The sequence below is a fragment of the Streptomyces sp. rh34 genome, assembly GCF_002551245.1.
Lineage (GTDB): Bacteria > Actinomycetota > Actinomycetes > Streptomycetales > Streptomycetaceae > Streptomyces.
In genome coordinates this window covers 1-22,088 of sequence record NZ_NTGZ01000119.1, presented here as the reverse complement: position 1 = coordinate 22,088, position 22,088 = coordinate 1, and the positions used below count along the sequence as shown (strand labels likewise).

The 22,088-nt window shown below is 71.4% G+C and carries 18 protein-coding genes; 7 read left to right on the top strand and 11 right to left on the bottom strand.

All coding sequences use genetic code 11. The annotated features are described in order from the left end of the window. Together CR470_RS21660 and CR470_RS21655 are read right to left on the bottom strand one after the other, a co-directional pair. The coding region (locus CR470_RS21660; protein ID WP_097869212.1) for a peptidase at positions 1–1,228 on the bottom strand (1,228 nt) is incomplete at its 3' end. A gap of 228 nt (positions 1,229–1,456) precedes the next feature. Beyond that, a complete protein-coding gene (locus CR470_RS21655; protein WP_097869211.1) occupies positions 1,457–2,830 on the bottom strand; it encodes a cation:dicarboxylate symporter family transporter in 1,374 nt (457 codons plus the stop codon). A 159-nt stretch (positions 2,831–2,989) separates the two neighbouring features. Here CR470_RS21655 and CR470_RS21650 point away from each other — a divergent pair, with 159 nt between their 5' ends. From CR470_RS21650 to CR470_RS21640, 3 genes are all read left to right on the top strand, one after another. Then, positions 2,990–4,705 carry a sensor histidine kinase gene (locus tag CR470_RS21650; protein ID WP_097869210.1) on the top strand — a complete coding sequence of 572 codons (1,716 nt, stop codon included), beginning with the start codon at positions 2,990–2,992 and terminating at the stop codon, positions 4,703–4,705. Next, the gene (locus CR470_RS21645) at positions 4,702–5,376 is read left to right on the top strand and encodes a response regulator (protein WP_097869209.1); all 675 of its coding nucleotides are present in this window, start codon (positions 4,702–4,704) and stop codon (positions 5,374–5,376) included. Before CR470_RS21650 ends, CR470_RS21645 begins: the two co-directional genes overlap by 4 nt. A gap of 181 nt (positions 5,377–5,557) precedes the next feature. Beyond that, positions 5,558–6,262 (top strand): helix-turn-helix domain-containing protein, encoded by a 705-nt coding sequence (locus CR470_RS21640; protein WP_179892337.1) that lies wholly within the window; start codon positions 5,558–5,560, stop codon positions 6,260–6,262. A 120-nt stretch (positions 6,263–6,382) separates the two neighbouring features. Here CR470_RS21640 and CR470_RS21635 read toward each other — a convergent pair whose 3' ends face one another. After that, positions 6,383–7,408 (bottom strand): ATP-dependent 6-phosphofructokinase, encoded by a 1,026-nt coding sequence (locus CR470_RS21635; protein ID WP_097869208.1) that lies wholly within the window; start codon positions 7,406–7,408, stop codon positions 6,383–6,385. Positions 7,409–7,740: 332 nt separating this feature from the next. Here CR470_RS21635 and pta point away from each other — a divergent pair, with 332 nt between their 5' ends. The 3 genes from pta to pyk all read left to right on the top strand — a co-directional run bounded on the left by pta (position 7,741) and on the right by pyk (position 12,622). Further along, positions 7,741–9,822: a phosphate acetyltransferase gene (gene pta / locus CR470_RS21630; RefSeq protein WP_097869207.1), complete on the top strand. Its 2,082-nt coding sequence runs from the start codon at positions 7,741–7,743 to the stop codon at positions 9,820–9,822. Positions 9,823–9,875: 53 nt separating this feature from the next. After that, a complete protein-coding gene (locus CR470_RS21625) occupies positions 9,876–11,117 on the top strand; it encodes an acetate kinase (RefSeq protein ID WP_097869206.1) in 1,242 nt (413 codons plus the stop codon). Between the two features lie 74 nt (positions 11,118–11,191). After that, positions 11,192–12,622, top strand: coding sequence for a pyruvate kinase (gene pyk / locus CR470_RS21620; RefSeq protein ID WP_097869205.1), 1,431 nt, complete (start codon positions 11,192–11,194; stop codon positions 12,620–12,622). Between the two features lie 94 nt (positions 12,623–12,716). Here pyk and CR470_RS21615 read toward each other — a convergent pair whose 3' ends face one another. From CR470_RS21615 to CR470_RS21595, 4 genes are all read right to left on the bottom strand, one after another. Beyond that, complete coding sequence (locus CR470_RS21615) at positions 12,717–14,021, bottom strand: hypothetical protein (protein ID WP_097869204.1); 1,305 nt, start codon at positions 14,019–14,021, stop codon at positions 12,717–12,719. Then, a complete protein-coding gene (locus CR470_RS21610) occupies positions 14,011–14,586 on the bottom strand; it encodes a DUF6114 domain-containing protein (protein ID WP_097869203.1) in 576 nt (191 codons plus the stop codon). The genes CR470_RS21615 and CR470_RS21610 overlap by 11 nt, the downstream gene beginning before the upstream one ends. 90 nt (positions 14,587–14,676) lie before the next feature. Beyond that, the gene (locus tag CR470_RS21605) at positions 14,677–15,330 is read right to left on the bottom strand and encodes a DUF6230 family protein (protein ID WP_097869202.1); all 654 of its coding nucleotides are present in this window, start codon (positions 15,328–15,330) and stop codon (positions 14,677–14,679) included. 653 nt (positions 15,331–15,983) lie between these two features. Continuing rightward, positions 15,984–16,955 (bottom strand): tetratricopeptide repeat protein, encoded by a 972-nt coding sequence (locus CR470_RS21595; protein WP_097869201.1) that lies wholly within the window; start codon positions 16,953–16,955, stop codon positions 15,984–15,986. Positions 16,956–17,413: 458 nt separating this feature from the next. Here CR470_RS21595 and CR470_RS21590 point away from each other — a divergent pair, with 458 nt between their 5' ends. Then, positions 17,414–18,040: a TetR/AcrR family transcriptional regulator gene (locus tag CR470_RS21590; protein WP_097869200.1), complete on the top strand. Its 627-nt coding sequence runs from the start codon at positions 17,414–17,416 to the stop codon at positions 18,038–18,040. A gap of 6 nt (positions 18,041–18,046) precedes the next feature. Here the strand turns inward: CR470_RS21590 and CR470_RS21585 are convergent, their stop codons facing one another. From CR470_RS21585 to CR470_RS21570, 4 genes are all read right to left on the bottom strand, one after another. Then, positions 18,047–19,747 carry an acyl-CoA mutase large subunit family protein gene (locus tag CR470_RS21585; protein ID WP_097869199.1) on the bottom strand — a complete coding sequence of 567 codons (1,701 nt, stop codon included), beginning with the start codon at positions 19,745–19,747 and terminating at the stop codon, positions 18,047–18,049. A gap of 95 nt (positions 19,748–19,842) precedes the next feature. Continuing rightward, positions 19,843–20,169: a DUF3817 domain-containing protein gene (locus CR470_RS21580; protein ID WP_097869198.1), complete on the bottom strand. Its 327-nt coding sequence runs from the start codon at positions 20,167–20,169 to the stop codon at positions 19,843–19,845. Between the two features lie 67 nt (positions 20,170–20,236). Then, the gene (locus CR470_RS21575) at positions 20,237–20,746 is read right to left on the bottom strand and encodes a MarR family winged helix-turn-helix transcriptional regulator (protein ID WP_097869197.1); all 510 of its coding nucleotides are present in this window, start codon (positions 20,744–20,746) and stop codon (positions 20,237–20,239) included. A gap of 10 nt (positions 20,747–20,756) precedes the next feature. Continuing rightward, positions 20,757–22,088, bottom strand: a 1,332-nt coding sequence (locus tag CR470_RS21570) for an MFS transporter (protein ID WP_179892336.1), incomplete at its 5' end; no start/stop codon positions are given.

The window sequence follows — 22,088 nt, the reverse complement described above, 5'->3', positions numbered from 1 at the left end:
GCACGGTGGAGTCCGAGCCGGTCGCGGCGAGGTTGCCGCCGCCGGTCGTCTGCGGGGTCGCGCCGCCGGTCGTCGAACCGCCCGTGTCGGCGGAGCCGCCGGTGGTGCCGGTCCCGCCGGCGCCGCTCGTGGAGCCGGTCGAGCCGGTGGAGCCGGAGCCGCCGGTGGACGAGGAGCCACCCGTACCACCCGTACTACCCGTACCGTCCGTGGAACCGGAGGAGCCGGAGGTGTCCGAGCCCTTGCCGGTGTCGATCACGATCTGCGCGGTGTCATTGGCCGCGTTCCGGTCGAAGGGGCGCTCCTGCCCGCTGAAGGAGACCTCGCCGGTGGTGCGACCGACCGCCTTGTCGATGCGCAGGACGAAGGGGTAGCTCTCGCCGCCGCCCGCATCCACCCAGGACTGCGAGGTCCCGCAGCGGTAGTGCGTCGTGGTGACCGCGTCGCAGTATCCGTGCGCCTTGACGACGGACGTGCCCTTCGGGATCCGGATGTCCACGGTGGTCACGCTCTGGTCCATCTCCCCCTGCACCCGGGCGGGGCCCTTGTTGGCGAACTTCACCGTCGCGGTGACCTTGTCGCCGACCCCGCCCTTCAGCTCGGCTCCGGTCAGGCCGAAGTCGGCGGTGTTCGCCGCGGTGACGTCGGCCGAGGCGGCCGGTTCGGGGTGGTTCTTCCGGTCGGCGTCGGTGGCCGGGCCCTTCTCGACCAGCGTGAGCGGGTCACCGGTGCCCTGTACCGGATCGGTGGAGCCGCTGTCGCCCTCGTCCGGGTCCGGCTCGACGACGCCGATCCTCACCCGCAGGTCGTCGTTGAGCGCGGAGTCGAGCGCCTTGAGGGAGAGCGGCTTCTCCGTCCCGTAGACGACGCCCGGCTTCAGCGGCTGGTCGATCTTGCAGGCGGCGACGTGCGAGTCGGGTATCTCGTCGTGGGAGGGGATCGTGTAGTAGCTGCAGTTCTTGTGCATCTCGTCCGCCTGGAGACCGGGCGACACGACGTACGTCACGTAGGAGACGGGCACCTCCTCCGTCCCCTTGTTGAGGAAGGTCAGGGGGGTGGAGAACGCGCTTCCGGCCTGAACCCCCTTGATCGGTGCGATCGTTCCGACGCCGAGGTCCGGCTCCGGCTCGGCGGCCGCCGGCGAGGCGCCCAGCGCCACCAGCGCGGTGGCGGCCACGGCGGCGGTCCCGCCGCGCAGGGTACGGCTGCGGGAAGGGGGGATGCGCATGGAAGTCCTTCGGTCGTGGGGGCTCGTGGGCGGACTGCGGTCCTTCACCTCTCAGGACCGGTGCCGGACGAGGAGGGTTGTGCGGTCCGGAGCGGTCGTGACAGAACACGGACACAAGGCACCAGTACCGGACACGGAAACCGAGGACACCCGTACCGGGGGTACGGGTGTCCTCGGGTGGGGGGTGCCGCGGTGGCTGTGAGGGGTGTGGGTGCGCGGCGCGTCGGGTCAGACCTTCGCGGGCTGCTCTGCGGTGTCCCGCTGCTCGGGGACCTCGCCGGAGTCGCCGGAGCCGCCTGCCGGGGCGTGGTCGTCGACGAGGGTCTTCTCGTCGAACGGGACCCGGCCGGCCAGCACCTCGCTCACCCGGTCCTTGTCGATCTCCTTGGTCCAGTGGCCGACCAGCACCGTGGCGACCGCGTTGCCCGCGAAGTTGGTCAGCGCGCGGGCCTCGCTCATGAAGCGGTCGATGCCGACGATCAGGCCGACGCCGTCGACGAGTTCGGGGCGGTGGGACTGGAGTCCGCCGGCCAGGGTCGCCAGGCCCGCGCCGGTCACGCCCGCCGCGCCCTTCGAGGCGATGATCATGAAGATCAGGAGTGAGATCTGCTCGCTCGCGCTCAGCGGGTCTCCCATCGCGTTGGCGATGAACAGCGAGGACATCGTGAGGTAGATCGCGGTGCCGTCGAGGTTGAAGGAGTAGCCGGTCGGCACGGTGATGCCGACGACGGGCTTGCTGACGCCCAGGTGCTCCATCTTCGCGATCAGCCGCGGCAGGGCCGACTCGGAGGAGGAGGTGGACAGGATGAGCAGGAACTCGCGGCCCAGGTACTTCAGCAGCGAGAAGAGGTTGACCCCGGCGACCAGGCGCAGGATCACGCCGAGCACCACGAAGACGAACAGCGCGCAGGTGATGTAGAACCCGATCATGATGATCGCCAGGGACTTCAGGGCGTCGAGGCCGGTCTCGCCGACCACCGCGGCGATCGCGCCGAACGCGCCGACCGGGGCGGCCCACATGATCATGGCGAGGATGCGGAAGACGAGGCGCTGGATGTGGGTGATGCCACGGATGATCGGCTCGCCCGTCGAGCCCATCGCCTGGAGCGCGAAGCCCGCGAGCAGCGCGACGAGCAGGGTCTGGAGGACCTCGCCCGCGGTGAAGGCGGAGACGATGGTGGTCGGGATGATGCCGAGCAGGAAGTCCACGGTGGACTCGCTCGCGCCCGACGCCTGCGCCTCGCCCGCGGCCCGCGCCTGCTCGGTGATGTGGAGGGTGGAGCCGGGCTCCAGGACGTTGCCGACGAGCAGGCCGATGGCGAGGGCCACGGTCGACATGACCAGGAAGTAGCCCAGCGCCAGACCGCCGACCGCGCCGACCTTGGCGGCCTTGCGCACCGAGCCGACGCCCAGGACGATCGTGCAGAAGATGATCGGCGAGATCATCATCTTGATCAGGTTCACGAAGCCGGCGCCGATGGGCTTCAGCTCGACGGCCACCCCGGGGGCGGCGAAGCCCACCAGGATGCCGAGCGCCACGGCGGCGATCACGGCGATGTACAGGTAGTGGGTTCGGTCCCGTTGTTTGGCTGCCACAGCCATGGTGGGGCTCCTGGGCTCGGTGGGCTTGCGCCCCCGTCCCTGGGGGCTTCGGTGACTATCCACCTCCCTGTGACCCCGGTCACCCTTGCGTTCATATCGTTCACGGTCGGCTTCCGGCCGCCCCGGGAAGGCCCGGCGGCGCGAGGCAGACTGTGGGGTATGCGCCTCCCCCGTACCCGCCCCCGGTCCCTGGCGGGCCAGCTGTTCGCCATGCAGGTCGTGCTCATCGCCGCGGTGGTGGCGGGGTGCGCCGTCTTCGCGTACGTCTCGGGCAGCGCGCAGGCCGAGGAGACGGCCGCCCGGCAGGTGCGGGTGGCGGCGCTGGCGGTGGCCGACTCCCCTTCCGTACGGGAGGCCATCCGTACCCCGGACCCGTCCGCCGCACTCCAGCCGTACGCGGAGCGGGTGCGGGAGGACACCGGGATCACCTTCATCACGATCATGGACCCCGGGCGGGTGCGCTGGACGCATCCGGACACGGAGCAGATCGGGGACGTCTTCCTCGGGAACACCGCGAAGGCCCTGCGCGGGCAGACCTTCACCGAGACGTACACCGGCACGCTGGGCCCCTCGATACGGGTGGTGACCCCGATCCGCGACAACGGGCGGATCGTCGGCCTGGTCAGCGCGGGCATCACCGTGGACCGGGTCTCCTCGCAGGTGCGGGACCAGCTCGGCGCGCTCGGGCTCGCGGCCGGTGGGGCGCTGGCGCTCGGCGGGATCGGCACGTACGTGGTCAACGCCCGGCTGCGGCGGCACACCCACGGGATGAACGCGGCCGAGCTGAGCCGGCTGCACGACTACCACCAGGCCACCCTGCACGCGGTGCGCGAGGGGCTGCTGATGCTGGACGGGCAGCGGCGGATCGCGCTGATCAACGACGCCGGGCGGGAGCTGCTGGGCCTGGAGCCGGACGCGGAGGCGGTCGGCCGTACGGTCGACGAGCTGGCCCTGCCCGCGCCGCTGACCGGGGCGCTGCTGGCGTCGGAGGCGCGGGTGGACGAGCTGCACCTGACGGCGGAGCGGGTTGTGGTGGTGAACACCCGTCCGGTGGTGGGCGGTGAGCGGCGCGGCACGGTGGTGACCCTGCGGGACCACACCGAGTTGCAGGCGCTCTCCGGTGAGCTGGACTCCGAGCGCGGTTTCACGCAGGCGCTCCGCTCCCAGGCCCATGAGGCGGCGAACCGGCTGCACACCGTGGTGTCGCTGATCGAGCTGGACCGGGTGGAGGAGGCGGTGGACTTCGCCACGGCGGAGCTGGAGCTGGCCCAGGCGCTGACCGACCGGGTGGTGGGGGCGGTGGAGGAGCCGGTGCTCGCGGCGCTGCTGCTCGGCAAGGCGGCCCAGGGGCACGAGCGCGGCGTGGAGCTGGTGCTCGCGGAGGACAGCCTGATCGACGACGGGGCGCTGCCGCCCTCGCTGGCCCAGCGTGATCTGGTGACGATCCTGGGGAATCTGATCGACAACGCGGTGGAGGCGGCTTCGGACGGCGCCGACGACGGCTCCGGGGCGGTGCTCGCGCCCCGGGAGCCCGGGGGCCCGGCGGGGCGGGCCCGGGTCACCGTGACCGCGCTCGCGGACGAGCGGGAGCTGCTGCTGCGGGTCGCGGACAGTGGGGCGGGCATCGGCCCGGAGGAGGCGGACGAGGTGTTCCGGCGCGGCTGGTCCACCCACGGGGCGGGCCGCGGGCTCGGTCTGGCGCTGGTGCGGCAGGCGGCGTACCGCAACGGGGGCACGGTGGAGCTGGACGCGGGCCCGGACGGCGGCGCGCGGTTCACCGTACGGTTGCCGCTGCCGGCCCGTACGGCAGGTTCGCGGCCCGCGCCCGGGTCCGCGCCCGGGTCCGCGCCCGGGTACAAGGAGGTCACCGCATGATCCGGGTCCTGGTGGTGGAGGACGATCCGGTGGCCGCCGACGCCCACCAGATGTACGTGGAGCGGGTGGAGGGCTTCACGGTGACGGCCGTGGCGCACACCCGGGCCGCGGCGGTGCGGGCGCTGGAGCGGACGCCGGTGGATCTGCTGCTGCTCGACCTCTATCTGCCCGACGGGCACGGGCTCGGGCTGCTGCGCTCGCTGCGCGCCTCCGGGCACGGGGCGGACGTGATCGCGGTGACCTCGGCGCGGGATCTCGCGGTGGTCCGGGAGGGGGTGTCGCTCGGCGTCGTGCAGTACGTGCTGAAGCCGTTCACGTACCCCACGCTGCGGGACCGGCTGGTCCGGTACGCGGAGTTCCGGGGCGCCGCCGGGGAGGCGAGTGGGCAGGAGGAGGTGGACCGGGCGCTGGGCGCGTTGCGGGTCGCGCATCCGGCCGCGCTCCCCAAGGGGCTCAGCGGCCCGACGCTGGAGGCGGTGACCCGCGTGCTGAAGGAGTCGCCGCAGGGGGTGACGGCGGCCGCCGCCGGGGAGCGGCTGGGCATCTCCCGGATCACGGCCCGGCGGTACCTGGAGCACCTGGTGACCGTCGGCAGCGCCACGAGGCGTCCGCACTACGGGCAGGTCGGCAGACCGGAGCTGCACTACCGCTGGCTGGCCGCAGGACGCTGACCGGCCGCCGCGACCGTGGCCGACAAGCGCTTGCCGGTCGGTTTCACGGTCGTGGTGTGCTCCGGCGGAGGGGCAAAAGAAAGCGCTGGTGGGACGGCATTCGCGTACCGCCCGCCCGGTTCGTGGCTGGAGGTTCCTACGAAGCGTGATCCGTGGGGAACCTACCGTAGCCAGGGCGGAAATGGACTTCTACGGTGGGCCCGTGCACCCCACCCCGCCATTCAACGCCCCCGCCGCGCGCCGTCTCCGCGAGGCTCTGGGGATGGCTCCCGGCCATGTCGCCTACGGGCTCGCCGCCCAGTACGGACTCCGGATCAGCGCAGAGACCGTGATCGCCTGGGAGCGCGGCCTCGCGACCCCCGGCGAGCGTGAGCTGACCGCCCTCGCCGGCGTCCTCTGGTGCGCCCCCGGGGAGCTGCTCGCGGCCGCCGCCACCCTGCGCGAGCACCGGATGACCCGGAATCTGACCGTGGACGACCTGGCCCGCCTGCTGGGGATGACCGGCGCCTCGTACCTGCGGATGGAGGAGTCGGGGCGCTGGCGGGGCAACGAGAAGCAGTCGGCGGCGCTGTGCCGGGCGCTGGAGCTGACGGCGGCACAGTTCCTGACCGCTACGGGCCGCGACGAGGAGCTGGCGGAGCTGCTGAGCAACGCGGTCACCACGCGCTGGCAGGCGTACGTCCGCCCGGTGGCCAAGATCGTCCCGCTGGACCGGGCGCTGGTCCAGGACGTGCTGGAACAGCTGCACACCGACTACCAGGCCCTGATGGTCTCCACGCTGAGCTGGAGCAGCACGGGCCAGGAACGCTCCGGGTCGACGGGCGACGCGGGGCGGGCGTTCCTGGCCCGGGTGGTGGAGCAGTTCTGGCGGACCGCCGGGGTATGACCCCGCACGGGCCGCCCGTGCGGTCCGTGCGGACTGTCCGGTCCATGCGGACTGACCGGTCCATGCGGACTGACCGGTTCCGGCCCGGGGCGGCCCGCTTGCGTTAACCGACCGTACGGTTCAGAAGACGGACTCGGCCTCGTACATCCGCTCGGCGGGCACCCTCTTCAGCTGGGTGACGGCGTCGGCGAGCGGGACCATGGCGATGTCGTTGCCGCGCAGGGCGGTCATCCGGCCGAAGTCGCCGCGGTGCACGGCCTCCACGGCGTTCCAGCCGAAGCGGGTGGCGAGCACCCGGTCGTACGCGGTCGGCGTGCCGCCGCGCTGGACGTGGCCGAGGATGACCGGCCGGGCCTCCTTGCCGAGCCGGGTCTCCAGCTCGATGGCCAGGCGGTTGCCGATGCCCTGGAAGCGCTCGTGGCCGTACTGGTCGATCGCGCCCTTGGCGTACGTCATGGAGCCCTCCGCCGGGTGCGCGCCCTCGGCGACGCAGATGACGGCGAACTTCTTGCCGCGCGCGAACCGCTCCTCGACCATCTTGACCAGGTCGTCGACCTGGAAGGGGCGCTCGGGCAGGCAGATGCCGTGGGCGCCGCCGGCCATCCCGGACTCCAGCGCGATCCAGCCCGCGTGCCGGCCCATGACCTCGACGACCATCACGCGCTGGTGGGACTCGGCGGTGGTCTTCAGACGGTCTATGGCCTCGGTCGCGACGCCCACCGCCGTGTCGAACCCGAAGGTGCGGTCGGTGGAGGAGATGTCGTTGTCGATGGTCTTCGGGACGCCGACGACCGGCATGCCCGCGTCGGAGAGCATGCGGGCCGCGGTGAGCGTGCCCTCGCCGCCGATCGGGATGAGCGCGTCGATGCCGTAGCGGCGGGCCAGTTCCTCGCAGTTCTCGGCGGCCTCGCGCAGCCGGTCGCGCTCCAGGCGGGCCGAGCCGAGGATGGTGCCGCCGCGGGCGAGGATGCCGCTGACCGCGTTGAGGTCGAGGGGGCGGAAGTGGCCGTCGAGCAGCCCCTTGAAGCCGTCCTCGAAGCCGATGACCTCGTCGCCGTGGCCGACCACGGCCCGGTGGACGACCGACCGGATCACTGCGTTCAGGCCGGGGCAGTCGCCGCCCGCGGTGAGAATTCCGATGCGCATCGAGGTGTGTCTCCTGCTCGTTAGTCGCGCTTTTTCCGGGGGCCGACCGTGGCGGTCCCCGTGCCCTGAACCAGGACGATTGTCCCACGCCCGGCACGGGCCCCGCGCTTTCGGCCGGGCGCGGGGGGTAGGAGGCCCTCTCGGGTGGGGAGCCCGGGTCCCTGCCGGGGCGGGCTCTCCGGCGGGCGGCCTAGCGACCCCCGCAGGTATCGTCAAGAGGCAATGCAGGCCAATGCCGCACCCGGCGGATCACCGGGCGGGCACGGGGGCATCACCGCACGTCCGGACGCCCGACGGGTCGCGGCACCGAACACAAGGACGGGAGAGCACGCGTGGCGCGCAGCGTGTACGTGACCGGGATCGACCGGGGGGACGGCCGCCAGGTCGTCGAGCTGGGAGTCATGGAGCTTCTGACGCGTCAGGTGGACCGGGTCGGCGTCTTCCGTCCGCTGGTCCATGACGGACCCGACCGGCTCTACGAGCTGCTCCGGGCCCGCTACCGGCTCTCCCAGAGCCCTGCCTCCGTCTACGGCCTGGACTACCACGAGGCCTCCGCCGTGCAGGCGGAGAAGGGCACGGACGAGCTGGTCTCCCGGCTCGTCGGGCGTTTCCACCAGGTGGCCCGTGAGTACGAGGTGGTCCTGGTCCTGGGCAGCGACTTCGCCGCCACCCAGCTCCCCGACGAGCTGGCGCTGAACGCCCGGCTGGCCAACGAGTTCGGGGCCTCGGTGATCGCGGTCGTCGGCGGCAAGGGGCAGAACGCGGAGTCCGTCCGCGCCGAGACCCGTAACGCCTACCGCGCCTACGCGGGCCTCGGCTGCGATGTGCTGGCCATGGTGGTGAACCGGGTCGCCGCCGAGGACCGCGCGACGATCGCGGAGCGGCTCGCGGCCCGGCTGCCGGTGCCCGTCTCCGTCCTGCCGGACGACCCGGCGCTCTCGGCGCCCACGGTCGCCCAGATCACCGCGGCGCTGGACGGCACGGTGCTGCTCGGCGACGACGCGGGGCTCGCGCGCGACGCGCTGGACTTCGTGTTCGGCGGGGCCATGCTGCCGAACCTGCTGAACGCGCTGACGCCCGGCTGCCTGGTGGTCACCCCCGGGGACCGGGCGGATCTGGTGGTGGGTTCGCTGGCCGCGCACAGCGCGGGCACCCCGCCCATCGCGGGCGTGCTGCTGACCCTGAACGAGCGCCCCGGCGAGGAGATACTCACGCTGGCCGCCCGGCTCGCACCGGGGACCCCGGTCGTGTCGGTGGCCGGCGGCTCCTTCCCCACCGCCGGGGAACTCTTCGCCCTCGAAGGCAAGTTGAACGCGGCGACCCCCCGCAAGGCGGAGACCGCCCTCGGCCTGTTCGAGCGACATGTCGACACCGGCGCCCTCCTAGACCGGATCTCGGTGGCCCGCAGCGGACGCGTCACGCCGATGATGTTCGAGCACGAGCTGCTGGAGCAGGCCCGCTCCGACCGCAAGCGCGTGGTGCTGCCGGAGGGCACCGAGGAGCGGGTGCTGCGCGCCGCCGACGTACTGCTGCGCCGGGACGTCTGCGACCTCACGCTGCTCGGCGACGTGGACGTGATCCGCAAGAAGGCCGCCGACCTCGGCATCGACCTCGCGGACACCCAGCTGATCGACCCGCACACCTCGGAGCTGCGAGGGCTCTTCGCCGAGCGGTACGCCGAACTGCGCGCGCACCGCGGGGTGACGGTGGAGCTGGCCGTCGACGTGGTGGCGGACGTGAACTACTTCGGCACGCTGATGGTGCAGGAGGGGCTGGCCGACGGGATGGTGTCCGGGTCGGTGCACTCCACGGCGGCGACGATCCGCCCGGCGTTCGAGATCATCAAGACGAAGCCGGACGCGTCGATCGTGTCGTCCGTCTTCTTCATGTGCCTGGCCGACAAGGTCCTCGTGTACGGCGACTGCGCGGTCAACCCGGACCCGGACGCGGAGCAGCTGGCGGACATCGCGGTGCAGTCGGCGGTGACGGCGGCCCGGTTCGGCGTGGAGCCCCGGATCGCGATGCTGTCGTACTCCACCGGGACCTCCGGCTCCGGTGCGGACGTCGACAAGGTGCGCGAGGCCACCGAGCGGGTGCGGGCGGAGCGGCCCGAGCTGCGGGTGGAGGGGCCGATCCAGTACGACGCGGCGGTCGAGCCGTCCGTCGCCGCGACGAAGCTGCCCGGGTCGGAGGTGGCCGGGCAGGCCACCGTGCTGATCTTCCCGGACCTGAACACCGGCAACAACACCTACAAGGCGGTGCAGCGCTCGGCGGGCGCGGTGGCGGTCGGACCGGTGCTCCAGGGTCTGCGCAAGCCGGTCAACGACCTGTCGCGCGGCGCGCTCGTCCAGGACATCGTCAACACCGTGGCGATCACGGCGATCCAGGCGCAGGGCGAGGAGCGCCCCGCATGACGACACCCACTCCCCCGGCCACTGACTCCGGAAACGAAAGCACGGCAGCCCCTGTGGAACCACACCGCGTACTCGTCCTCAACTCCGGCTCCTCGTCGGTGAAGTACCAGCTCCTCGACATGCGCGACCGCTCCCGGCTCGCCTCGGGCCTGGTCGAGCGGATCGGCGAGGAGACCTCGCGCCTGGTGCACACGCCGCTGACCGGCGACGGCGCCGAGCCCCGTGAGCGTACGGGGCGGATCGCGGACCACGACGCGGCGCTCAAGGCGGCGGCCGAGGAGCTGGCGGCGGACGGCCTCGGCCTCGACTCCCCCGAACTCGCCGCGATCGGGCACCGGGTGGTGCACGGCGGGCTGAGGTTCAGCGCGCCGACCGTGATCACCGACGAGGTGCTGGAGGAGATCGAGCGCCTCGTCCCGGTCGCGCCGCTGCACAACCCGGCGAACATCACGGGCATCGTCACGGCGCGGGCCCTGCGGCCGGACCTGCCGCAGGTCGCGGTCTTCGACACGGCGTTCCACACGACGATGCCGGAGGCGGCCGCGCGGTACGCGATCGACGTGGAGACCGCCGACGCGCACCGCATCCGCCGCTACGGCTTCCACGGCACCTCGCACGCGTACGTCTCCCGGAGGACGGCCGAGCTGCTGGGCCGGGCGCCCAAGGACGTGAACGTCATCGTGCTGCACCTGGGCAACGGGGCGTCCGCCTCGGCGGTCGCGGGCGGGCGGTGCGTGGACACCTCCATGGGGCTGACGCCCTTGGAAGGGCTCGTGATGGGTACGCGCTCCGGGGACATCGATCCGGCGGTCACCTTCCACCTGAAGCGGGTGGCGGGCATGTCGGCCGATGACATCGACGTCCTGCTCAACAAGAAGAGCGGACTGGTCGGCCTGTGCGGCGACAACGACATGCGGGTGATCCGCCGCCGGATCGACGAGGGCGACGAGCGGGCCGCGCTGGCCTTCGACATCTACATCCACCGGCTGAAGAAGTACATCGGCGCCTATACGGCGGTGCTCGGCCGGGTGGACGCGGTGGCGTTCACGGCGGGGGTCGGGGAGAACGCGGCCCCGGTGCGGGAAGCTGCCATCGCGGGCCTGGAGGAGCTGGGCATGGCGGTGGACGCCTCTCTCAACGCCGTACGGTCCGGAGAGCCGCGGCTGATCTCGCCGGAGTACGCGCGGGTGGCGGTGGCCGTGGTGCCGACGGACGAGGAGCTGGAGATCGCCGACCAGACGTTCGCGCTCGTCGGCCGACCGGAGCCCGCGGGCCTCGGAGGGGTCGACAACTGAGCACCCCCGCGCCCCTTTGTACCTTCCACCAGACGGAATATTCCGCAGCGAAACAAACCGATAGGATCCGCCCCATGCGCCGTTCCAAAATCGTCTGCACCCTCGGTCCCGCCGTCGACTCCCACGAGCAGCTCGTCGCTCTGATCGAGGCCGGCATGAGCGTGGCCCGTTTCAACTTCAGTCACGGTACCCACGAGGAACACCAGGGCCGTTACGACCGTGTCCGCAAGGCGGCCGCCGAGACCGGCCGCGCGGTGGGCGTGCTCGCCGACCTCCAGGGCCCGAAGATCCGGCTGGCGAAGTTCGCCGAGGGCCCGGTCGAGCTGGTCCGCGGGGACGAGTTCACCATCACCTCCGAGGACGTCCCGGGCGACAAGTCGATCTGCGGCACGACCTACAAGGGTCTGCCCGGCGACGTCACCAAGGGCGACCCGATCCTGATCAACGACGGCAACGTCGAACTGAAGGTCGTCGCGGTCGAGGGCCCCCGGGTGACGACCATCGTCATCGAGGGCGGTGTCATCTCCGACCACAAGGGCATCAACCTGCCCGGCGCGGCGGTCAACGTCCCGGCCCTGTCCGGGAAGGACGTCGAGGACCTGCGCTTCGCGCTGCGGATGGGCTGCGACCTGGTCGCCCTCTCCTTCGTCCGGGACGCCGAGGACGTCAAGGACGTCCACAAGGTGATGGACGAGGAGGGCCGCCGGGTCCCCGTCATCGCCAAGGTGGAGAAGCCGCAGGCGGTCGAGCACATGGAGGGCGTCGTCGCGGCGTTCGACGGTGTGATGGTGGCCCGCGGCGACCTGGCCGTCGAGTATCCGCTGGAGAAGGTCCCGATGGTGCAGAAGCGCCTGGTGGAGCTGTGCCGGCGCAACGCCAAGCCGGTGATCGTGGCGACCCAGATGATGGAGTCGATGATCACCAACTCGCGGCCGACCCGCGCCGAGGCGTCCGACGTCGCCAACGCGATCCTGGACGGCGCGGACGCGGTCATGCTGTCCGCCGAGTCCTCGGTGGGCGCGTACCCGATCGAGACCGTCAAGACGATGGCGAAGATCGTCGTCGCCGCGGAGGAGGAGCTGCTCTCCAAGGGCCTCCAGCCGCTGGTCCCCGGCAAGAAGCCCCGTACGCAGGGCGGTTCGGTGGCCCGTGCGGCCTGCGAGATCGCGGACTTCCTGGACGGCAAGGCCCTGGTCGCCTTCACCAAGTCCGGCGACACCGCGCGCCGACTCTCCCGCTACCGCACGGCCCAGCCGATCCTGGCCTTCACCACGGACGAGGCCACCCGCAACCAGCTCGCGCTGAGCTGGGGCGTCGAGGCCCATGTCGTCCCGCACGTGGACAACACCGACGCGATGGTCGACCTGGTCGACGCGGAGCTGCTGAAGCTGAACCGCTACAGCGACGGCGATACGATGATCATCACCGCCGGTTCGCCCCCCGGCATCCCCGGCACCACCAACATGGTCCGGGTTCACCACCTGGGCGGCGGCGAGCGGGACTGACCGCACCCCGCACCGCGAAGCCGTGGGCCGTACTCCTGGTGAGGAGTACGGCCCACGGCTCTGTGCGGCTCCCGGACGAGATCGGGGCGGCCTGCTAGCCGTTGCCGCCGTCGAGGTAGTTCTTCAGGCCCGGAACGGTGAGCGTGCCGCCGAACTGGCCTGCCTGGACCACCGTCACCTTGGTGAAGAAGGCGAAGGGGACGTTCAGCGGCGGCGGGGTCTCGGGGCTGAAGGTGATCGGGATGAGACCGAAGAGGTTGCCCTTCAGCTCCTCCGTGTACATCGTCACCTCGCCGTCGCGGATCGTCGACGTGGATCCGGGCCGCGACTTCACATGGCCGGTGGTCCCCGCGGGGCCGACGGTCAGCTGGTGCAGGTCCTTGATGTCGATGGAGCTGGCGGTGAACTTCAGGACCTTCTTGATGCTGCCGTCCCCCTTCTTCACCTCGACGATGCCGTGGTAGTCCAGGCCGTTGAGGGTGAGCAGCGTCGACTTCAGGATCCACGGGTCGGACGGGAGCAGCGGGAGGCCGGGCTCCAGTTCGGCCGCGGCGAGTGCGTCCGGGTCGGGCTCGGGGCACGGGAAGCGGGGCTTGGCGCCGTCCGGGATGGCCTCGTCCGTCTTGGGGTCGAGTCCCTTGACGTCCTCGTCGAGCTCCTCGACGTCCTTGCCCGCCTTCTCGGCCGCCTCGCGGATGGCCTCGGCCGTCCTGTCGGACGTCTCCTTCGCCTTGTCCGCCGCGCTCCCGGCCGGGTCCTTCGGCTGGTCGGAGGGCTCGTCGGACGGCTTCGGGGCCTCGGCCGTGGGGCTCGGGGACGGGCTCGCCGGCTGCTCGGTCTTCTGGTCGGGCCCGCCGAAGAGGTCCTTGAGCGCGTCTCCGACGCCGAGCGGGTCGAGCGGGTTCTTCGACTTCGTGGGCGTCGGGGTCGCGGAGGGCGCCTCGGCGGGCGTCTCCCCGGCGGTCCGCGCCGACGTGTCCGCGTCCGCGTCGGGCTTCGCCCCGTCGGCGGAACCGCCGGCCGAGGGCTTGGGCGTGGGCGTGACGGTGTCGCCGTCGCCGGGCTGCGCGTTCTCGTCGGCCTCGTCCTTCGCCGTGGCCGACGGGGACGGGGTGGCCTTCGGCGACTCGGAATCGCTCGGCTCGTCGGACCGGGTGACACACGGTCCGGGCGCGAACGGGATGTCGGCACGGTCGTCGGCCAGGGCCAGCTTGGGCGTCAGCCCCATGCCCACGAAAACCGCCGTCGGCATCGCGGCGAGCGCCAGGGCCTTCTTGCCGCTGGGCAGGTGGAGTTTGGTCAGCAGCGACTTCCGGGGGGCCGCGTGACGGGGGCCCTTGCGCTCGCGGAGGGCGTCGCCGGGGTGGGCGTTCACCTGCTGTCCGTCGTCACCCCGCACGATGCCCCCCAGCCTCGACGTCGGCTGCCTGGTCGGACCCGGCGCCCTGTTGCTGGGGCACGGCCGCTCCATGGAGCGCGCCCTCGGAGCGCTCCTCGTACGGCAGGTGCTTCGCCGGCGGGGCGCGCCGTGAGCCCTGCTCGTCGTACGGCTCCTCGTCGCTCTTCGCCTCGCCCGGGGCCCAGGAGATGGACAGGGCTCCGCCGATGAGGGCGAGGAGGAATCCGACGACGAAGCCGCCGATGTTGGCGACGGGTATGGAGATCAGTGCCAGCAGGATGGCGGCGACACCGGCGAAGACCCGGACGATGCTGTGGAACCACATCGTCAGGCCGAGCGTGACCAGCAGCACGCCGATGATCAGGGATCCGGCACCGGCCGTGGTGGACATGGCCAGCGTCACGTTGCCGAGGTGCACGTTGGCGTACGGGAAGTAGGCGATGGGAACGCCACCGGCCATGGTGAACAGTCCGGCCCAGAACGGCCGGTGACCCCGCCAGGCGCGGAAGCGTCGCCGATAGACGCGGATGTAGTGCTCGTTCTGCCCTGTGGACTCGGGGCTCATGGAAAACAGCTCCCTGGAACCGGTACTGCCGTGAGAAGAGTAGAGGTGGGCGGCCGGCCCCGGTCGGAGCATCGGCCGCCCAGGCGGGTGCTAGTAGCACTCCTTGACGCCGGAGACGAGCTTCAGCGACAGGTCGGGAAGCTTGAACGTCCCGGCCGTCGTAGCCCACGCCTTCTGCTCGACGTTCTTCAGTACGGCCTTCTCGGCGCGCTGCGAGAAACCGTTCGGGTTGGCAGACGTGTTGGGCTGGATGCCCGTCTTCGTCTCCTTGTCCGGGAACTTCGTGAGGTCACCCGCCCGGACACCGATGTCGATGTTCGTGAACTCGGCGTCGGCGTCGAGCTGCGACACATCGAGGTAGAGGTCCTTGGCGTCGACCCTCTCCTTGCCGGTACCGGCCGTCAGGCGGAGAGTGACATTCCCCAGACCGAACGGCAGGTTCGGGGTCACCACCGACTGGCACATGTTGGTGATGTAGGCCCGGCTGAAGCCGGACACGGCGACCGGAGCCGCCATCTTCTCGCCTTCGAGCGTCTTGCCCGACGCCACACTGCCGTACTGGACGAAGTCGTAGCCCTCAAGCTCCTTGGCCTTGACCTTGAACTCCTGGCCGGAAACGCTGAACGAGGCCGCCAGCGCGCCCTGCGCCAGGCCTATGCCCACCGCGGCCGTCGCGGCGACGCTCGGCACCATGACCAGAGCGAACCGCTTCCATCTCGTCCCACCGCGAACCTGGGAACTCATACTTGCTCCTTCTTCTCGGACGTACATCTCCGGTCCGGGCGTCGTGCCCGTCCTGGGATGGGAGAAGTGCTACGTCCTCGGGAAGGAGAGCGCCCGCGCTCGGAGACGTGTCCCGTATCCGATCCACCGGCGTTCACCCCCGAGCGACAACCACTGGCCGCGCTTTCCGCGCGGCCGGTCGGACAGGCCCCGCCCGTGGGCGGGAACCCCCCTGTCCGCGGTCGGCGCCACTGCCGCCGACCACTCGGTGGGGACCCAACAGACCCTCGGGCACCGACTGGAGACCGGGCCGAAGGTAGGGGACCGAGCGTGGCCGATCGTGGTGCATTCACGGCCGCGACACAAGGGGGATCGTTACTGGCTAGTAGCGGCTCGATGACCGGAGGGCGACAGGGCGGCATCACGCGGCGACACAGGGTGGCACGAAAGGGACATCGAAATGGCGGAAAACGCCATGGAAGCGGGACAGAACCACCGACCCGCCTTACTGCGAGTAACAGCTCGCATCTTTGTCAAGATTTGGTAAAGCGAAGGCTTCTCGCGCTCTTGTTTCGCGTCGGGACAGGAAAACGGCCGCGCCGCCCGGAGGGCGGTGCGGCCGTCTTGTCACATCGGAACAATCGGGCTCGCCCGGAGCGGACGGCGAGCCGGGATCAGAACAGGACGCGGGCCAGCGAGGTGCGCGCGGCGGTGACCCTGGGGTCCTCCGGACCGATCACCTCGAACAGCTCAAGGAGCCGCAGCCGGGCGGCGTCGCGGTCGTCGCCCGCGGTGCGGCGGACCGCTTCGACGAGCCGGCCGAAGGCGTCCTCGACATGTCCGCCGACCAGGTCGAGATCGGCGGCGGCGAGCTGGGCGTTCACATCGCCCGGGTTCTCCGCGGCTTCCTTGCGGACCGCCTGCGGGTCCACGCTCTGGACGCGGCCGAGCAACTCCGCCTGGGCCAGGCCGAGCTTGGCCTCCGGGTTGCCCGGGTCGTCCACGAGGACGTTCTTGTAGGCCTGGACCGCGCCGCCGAAGTCGTTGGCGTCGAGTGCGGACGCGGCGGCCTCCAGCAGGGCGTCGTACGGGCCGGCGGGAACCTCGGCCGGGACGGCGTCCTCCGTGGCGGCGGCCGGGTCGACGGCGATCCCGGTCAGCCCGAAGCGCTCCTCGCCGACCTGGATCAGCTGGTCCAGCGTCTCGCGGATCTGGGCCTCGGGGGCCGCGCCCTGGAAGAGCGGCAGGGCCTGCCCGGCGACGACGGCGAAGACCGCCGGGATGCCCTGGATGCCGAACTGCTGCATCAGCATCTGGTTGGCGTCGACATCGACCTTGGCCAGCAGGAAGCGGCCGTTGTACTCGACGGCCAGGCGCTCCAGCAGGGGGCCCAGCTGCTTGCATGGCTGGCACCACTCGGCCCAGAAGTCGATGACGACGGGGACCTCGGCGGAGCGCTGGAGGACATCGCGCTCGAATCCGGCTTCATCGACGTCGATCACCAGGGCGGCGGGCGCGACGGCGCCGGCGCCTCCGGTACGGGCGGCCTCCGCGCGGGCCTGCTCCGCCTTGGCCTTGGCCTCACCGGCCGCCTTGACAGCGGCGAGGTCGACAACGCCGCTCATGGACATGTTCCTAGGCTGCATGCGTACATCCTCCCCCCTGAGCACACCGTTCCGGAAAGCGAGTGCGAGAACCGGACCGGTCCGTCCGCCCCCACCGGCGTGCGGGGGCGGACGGACCGAGGCGGTCCTGGCTCCCCGAAGCGCTCGAAAGGCCCCGGTGAGACCGGTCGGGCCCCTGAAAGACCCTGGCTGGAACTGACCGGGCCCCGAAAGACCCGGCTGGACCTTCCGGATCCCCATCCGGCCGGTCCGTGCGGCCCCGGGTCCCCACCCGGCGCCTGGGATCTCCATGGAGACCCCGGTGGCTGTCGCTCGCTCGTTCGTTCCGTGGCGTACGGGGGCGATCCGGCCGCCTTCCTTACGCTACGACCCGTAGCGTAACTGTCGATCCCCCCGCCCGGACAGGTGATCCCGGTGATCTGTCTCACGGGCATCGGAGCACAACCGTTTCCCCTACTGGCCGGTATGGTCGCCGCATCATGAACGACAGCGACCCCAGAGCCACCCGAACAGGACGTCCGCGGAGCACCGCGGCCGATGCCGCGATCCTCGAAGCGACGCGGGCCTCCCTGGTCGATCTCGGCTGGTCGAAGCTGACGATGGGTGATGTGGCGACCCGGGCCGGTGTCGCCAAGACGACCCTCTACCGGCGCTGGGCGGGCAAGAACGAGCTGGTCGTGGACGCGGTCGCCGTCCTGTTCGACGAGCTGGAGCTGCCCGACCGCGGCAGCCTGGCCGCCGATGTGCAGGGCGTCGTGCTCCAGTTCGCCGCCCTGCTGGAGCGGCCGGAGGCCCGTACGGCGCTGATGGCGGTGGTCGCCGAGTCCACCCGCGACGACTCGCTGCGCCTGAGGATCCGCTCGGCCATCGTGGACCGGCAGAAGCGGCTGGTGCTGCTGGGCCGGGAACGCGCCCAGGCCCGCGGCGAGCTGCGGTACGAGGACGATGCCTCGACGGCCGCCCGCAACGCGGACCTGATCTTCGACGTGATCGCCGGAGCCGTGGTGCACCGCACCCTGGTGAGTGCGGAGCCGGTGGACTCCGACTGGGCGACCGGCTTCACCTCGCTGCTGCTGCTGGGGCTGGCGGGCGCGCAGGCCGGATAGCCGGGCTCAGAAGCCCGGCGGCTCCGTGTAGGTGCCCCACTCCTCGCGCAGCACTCCGCAGATCTCGCCGAGCGTGGCCTCGGCCCGTACCGCGTCCAGCATCGGCGCGATCATGTTGGAGCCGTCGCGGGCGGAGGCGAGCATCGCGTCGAGGGCGGCGGTCACCTTGGCGTCGTCGCGGCGGGACCTGCGGTCGGCGAGCTGGCTGACCTGGTCACGTTCGACCTCGTGGCTGACCCGGAGGATCTCCAGGTCGCCGGTGACCGAGCCGTGGTGGACGTTGACCCCGACGACCCGCTTGTCGCCCTTCTCCAGGGCCCGCTGGTACTGGAACGCGGACTCGGCGATCTCGCCGGTGAACCAGCCGTCCTCGATGCCGCGCAGGATGCCGGAGGTCATCGGCCCGATGGGGTGCCGCCCGTCGGGGTGGGCCCGGGTGCCGCGCTCCCTGATCTGGTCGAAGATCTTCTCGGCTTCGGCCTCGATCCGGTCGGTGAGCTGCTCGACGTACCAGGAGCCGCCCAGCGGGTCGGCCACATTGGCGACGCCGGTCTCCTCCATCAGCACCTGCTGGGTGCGCAGGGCGATCTCGGCGGCCTGCTCCGAGGGGAGCGCGAGGGTCTCGTCGAGGGCGTTGGTGTGCAGCGAGTTGGTGCCGCCGAGAACGGCGGAGAGCGCCTCCACCGCCGTTCGCACCACGTTGTTGTACGGCTGCTGCGCGGTGAGGGAGACACCGGCGGTCTGGGTGTGGAAGCGCAGCCACTGCGCCTTGTCGGTCTTCGCGCCGTACGTCTCCTTCATCCAGCGGGCCCAGATGCGGCGGGCGGCGCGGAACTTGGCGATCTCCTCGAAGAAGTCCAGGTGCGCGTCGAAGAAGAAGGAGAGCCCGGAGGCGAAGGCGTCGACGTCCAGGCCGCGCGAGAGGCCCAGCTCCACGTAGCCGAAGCCGTCCGCGAGGGTGTACGCCAGCTCCTGCGCGGCCGTCGCCCCGGCCTCACGGATGTGGTAGCCGGAGACGGAGAGCGGCTTGTAGGCGGGGATGTCGCGGGCGCAGTGCTCCATCAGGTCGCCGATGAGGCGCAGGTGGGGCTCGGGCTGGAAGAGCCACTCCTTCTGCGCGATGTACTCCTTGAAGATGTCGGTCTGGAGCGTGCCGTTGAGCACGCCCGGGTCGACGCCCTGGCGCTCGGCGGCGACCAGGTACATGCAGAAGACGGGCACGGCCGGGCCGCTGATCGTCATCGAGGTGGTGACGTCGCCGAGGGGGATGTCCCCGAAGAGGACCTCCATGTCGGCCGCCGAGTCGATGGCGACGCCGCAGTGGCCGACCTCGCCGAGCGAGCGCGGGTCGTCGGAGTCGCGGCCCATCAGCGTCGGCATGTCGAAGGCGACGCTGAGGCCGCCGCCGCCCGCCGCGAGGATCATCTTGTAGCGCTCGTTGGTCTGCTGGGCGTTGCCGAAGCCGGCGAACTGGCGGATCGTCCAGGTGCGGCCCCGGTAGCCGGTGGGGTGCAGCCCCCGGGTGAAGGGGTACTCCCCCGGCCAGCCGATCCGCTCGAATCCCTCGTACGTGTCACCGGGGCGTGGCCCGTACGCGGGCTCGACCGGGTCCCCGGAGAGCGTGGTGAAGTCCGCGTCACGCTTGCGGGCCTTGTCGTAACGGGCCTGCCAGCGGAGGCGGCCTTCCTCGATCGCGTCAGCGTCCATACCTTCGAATTTACTAGGACGTCCTAGTAAATGTCGATGGCAAACCGCCCGGCGCTTTCGCGCGGGCGGTTCGGGGTGGTCCGGGAGCCCGGGGCTCAGGCCTTGGCGGTCACCGGCGCGGGGTCGGTGACCAGGGCGCGGGCCTCGCGGCTGACCTTCGGTTCGACGAAGAACGAGGCGAAGGGGATGCAGCCCGCGGCCAGCACCCACAGGAGCTTGCCGAAGGGCCACTTCGCCTTGGAGCCGAGGTCGAAGGCGAAGACGACGTAGACGATGAACAGCACGCCGTGGATCTGGGAGATCAGCATGGTGTCGCCGGTCTCGAAGCCGTACTTCGCGATGATCGCCGCGGTGAAGACGAGCAGCCAGACGGCGGTGACGTAGGCCATCACCCGGTAGCGGGTGAGCACGTTCTGTTTCATGGCTACGAGCGTAACGGGACGACCGGGGCGATCTTCGCGCGACCCCGGCCTCACCGGAAGCCCGCGTTCACTTCTCCTCGAAGTCCTGGGCAGCCACCCGCAGCGGACGCAGCATGGCGAAGATCTCGGCGCATTCCTCGGAGTCGTACGCCCCGAGCCCGAAGTCGATCGCGACCAGGTCCCGGGTGGCCGCCTCGACGACGTCGCGGCCCTTTTCGGTGATGGACGCCAGCGTTCCGCGGCCGTCGTTCGGGTTCGGCCGCTTGTCGACGAGACCGGACCTGACCAGCCGGTCCACGGTGTTGGTGACCGAGGTGGGATGCACCATCAGCCGCTCCCCGATCTTGGACATCGGCAGCTCACCGGCCTTGGAGAAGGCGAGCAGCACCAGCGCCTCGTACCGGGCGAAGGTCAGCCCGTACGGCTTGACGACGGCGTCTACCTCGGCGAGCAGGATCTGCTGGGCCCGCATGATCGAGGTGATCGCCCCCATCGAGGGCACGGGTCCCCAGCGCTGCTGCCAGAGCTCGTCGGCGCGGGCGATGGGATCGAAGGGAAGACGGAGCGGCTTCGGCACGGCAATGACCTTACCGACTGGTCACATGCCGGTCAGCCCCGTCTCGTCCTTCGGTATCGGACATCCGTCCGGGGGCGGTCCCGCGGACCTCGGCGACGAGCAGGAGCGTGCAGACGGTACCGATGATTCCGGATCCGGCGACCACCTGGTGCACGGGGAAGAACTCGGCCGCGAGCCCCGCCAGCGCCATCCCGAGGCCCTGGACGGTCATCAGCCCGGCGGTGAGCAGCGTCATGGCCCGGCCGCGCAGCTCCTGGGGCACGGCGTCGACGAACCACTGGTCGAGCCCGATCACGTACGCGGCTCCCGCGCCGGCCAGCGCGAGGGCCGCCAGGGCGAGCGGCAGTCCGGGGCGGACCACGTACACGAGGAGCGGGAGCAGGCCGGCGGCGGCGACCGGCAGGACGATCCGGGAGCGGTTACGGGGACTGAGCGCCGAGCCCACGAACAGCTCGGCCCCGATGTGCCCGACGGCCATCGCGCAGAGCAGCAGCCCGAGCGCGGCGGGCGAGGCCCCGATCGCGTCGGCGTACGGGGCGGCGAGCGCCTCCGGGGCCACCACGAACATCGCGGGCAGCCAGAACAGCAGCATCAGCGCCCGGACACGGCGGTCGCCCAGCACCAGACGGGCTCCGGAGAGCGACTCCTTCAGCAGCGTCCCGCCGCCGTCGCCGGTGGCGTTACGGGCGGGGCGGTCGCGGGTGCCGAAGCGGAGCAGGGCGGCCGAGCACAGGAAGGTCACCACGGTGACGGAGATCGCGCCGCGCGGGGACAGCACGGTGAGCAGCACCCCTCCGGCGCCGAACCCGATGAGCATCGCGCTCTGCGAGACGATCCGCAGCAGCGAACGGCCCAGCACGTAGAGGTCGCCCTCGCCGAGGATGTCGGTGAGCGCCGCCATCCGGGTCCCGGTGAAGACGGGCGCGATGGCGGCGACCAGGCAGCGCAGGGCGAGGAGTCCGGCGACCGGGGTGGCGGGCACCAGCATCACGGCGACGCAGGCCGCGCAGAGCAGGTCGCAGACGACCAGGACGCGGCGGGCCGGGTAGCGGTCGGCGACCCCCGCGAACAGGGTCCCGCCGACCATGTACGGGAGCAGCCCCAGCGCGAACGTCAGCGCGCTGAGCAGCGGGGAGCCGGTGAGGTCGTAGACGAGCACGGTGAGCGCCAGCTCACTGACCACGACGCCGAGCAGCGAGAGCAGGTGCGCGGCGAAGACGGCCCGGAACTCGGTGACGGCGAAGACGGCCCGGTAGCCGCGCGGGGCGGCGGGGGCCGGGGCATGGGGGCCGGGTGCGGCGGGCTCCCGGAGCGTGGGCCCGGGGCCCGGGTCGGGGTGGAC

Coding starts and splice junctions, on each gene's coding strand:
- CR470_RS21580 (WP_097869198.1), bottom strand. CDS start 20,169: ATGAAACAGAACGTGCTCACCCGCTACCGGGTGATGGCCTACGTCACC.
- pyk (WP_097869205.1), top strand. CDS start 11,192: ATGCGCCGTTCCAAAATCGTCTGCACCCTCGGTCCCGCCGTCGACTCC.
- CR470_RS21635 (WP_097869208.1), bottom strand. CDS start 7,408: ATGCGCATCGGAATTCTCACCGCGGGCGGCGACTGCCCCGGCCTGAAC.
- CR470_RS21605 (WP_097869202.1), bottom strand. CDS start 15,330: ATGAGTTCCCAGGTTCGCGGTGGGACGAGATGGAAGCGGTTCGCTCTG.
- CR470_RS21655 (WP_097869211.1), bottom strand. CDS start 2,830: ATGGCTGTGGCAGCCAAACAACGGGACCGAACCCACTACCTGTACATC.
- CR470_RS21610 (WP_097869203.1), bottom strand. CDS start 14,586: ATGAGCCCCGAGTCCACAGGGCAGAACGAGCACTACATCCGCGTCTAT.
- CR470_RS21595 (WP_097869201.1), bottom strand. CDS start 16,955: ATGCAGCCTAGGAACATGTCCATGAGCGGCGTTGTCGACCTCGCCGCT.
- CR470_RS21590 (WP_097869200.1), top strand. CDS start 17,414: ATGAACGACAGCGACCCCAGAGCCACCCGAACAGGACGTCCGCGGAGC.
- CR470_RS21640 (WP_179892337.1), top strand. CDS start 5,558: ATGGACTTCTACGGTGGGCCCGTGCACCCCACCCCGCCATTCAACGCC.
- CR470_RS21585 (WP_097869199.1), bottom strand. CDS start 19,747: ATGGACGCTGACGCGATCGAGGAAGGCCGCCTCCGCTGGCAGGCCCGT.
- CR470_RS21650 (WP_097869210.1), top strand. CDS start 2,990: ATGCGCCTCCCCCGTACCCGCCCCCGGTCCCTGGCGGGCCAGCTGTTC.
- CR470_RS21645 (WP_097869209.1), top strand. CDS start 4,702: ATGATCCGGGTCCTGGTGGTGGAGGACGATCCGGTGGCCGCCGACGCC.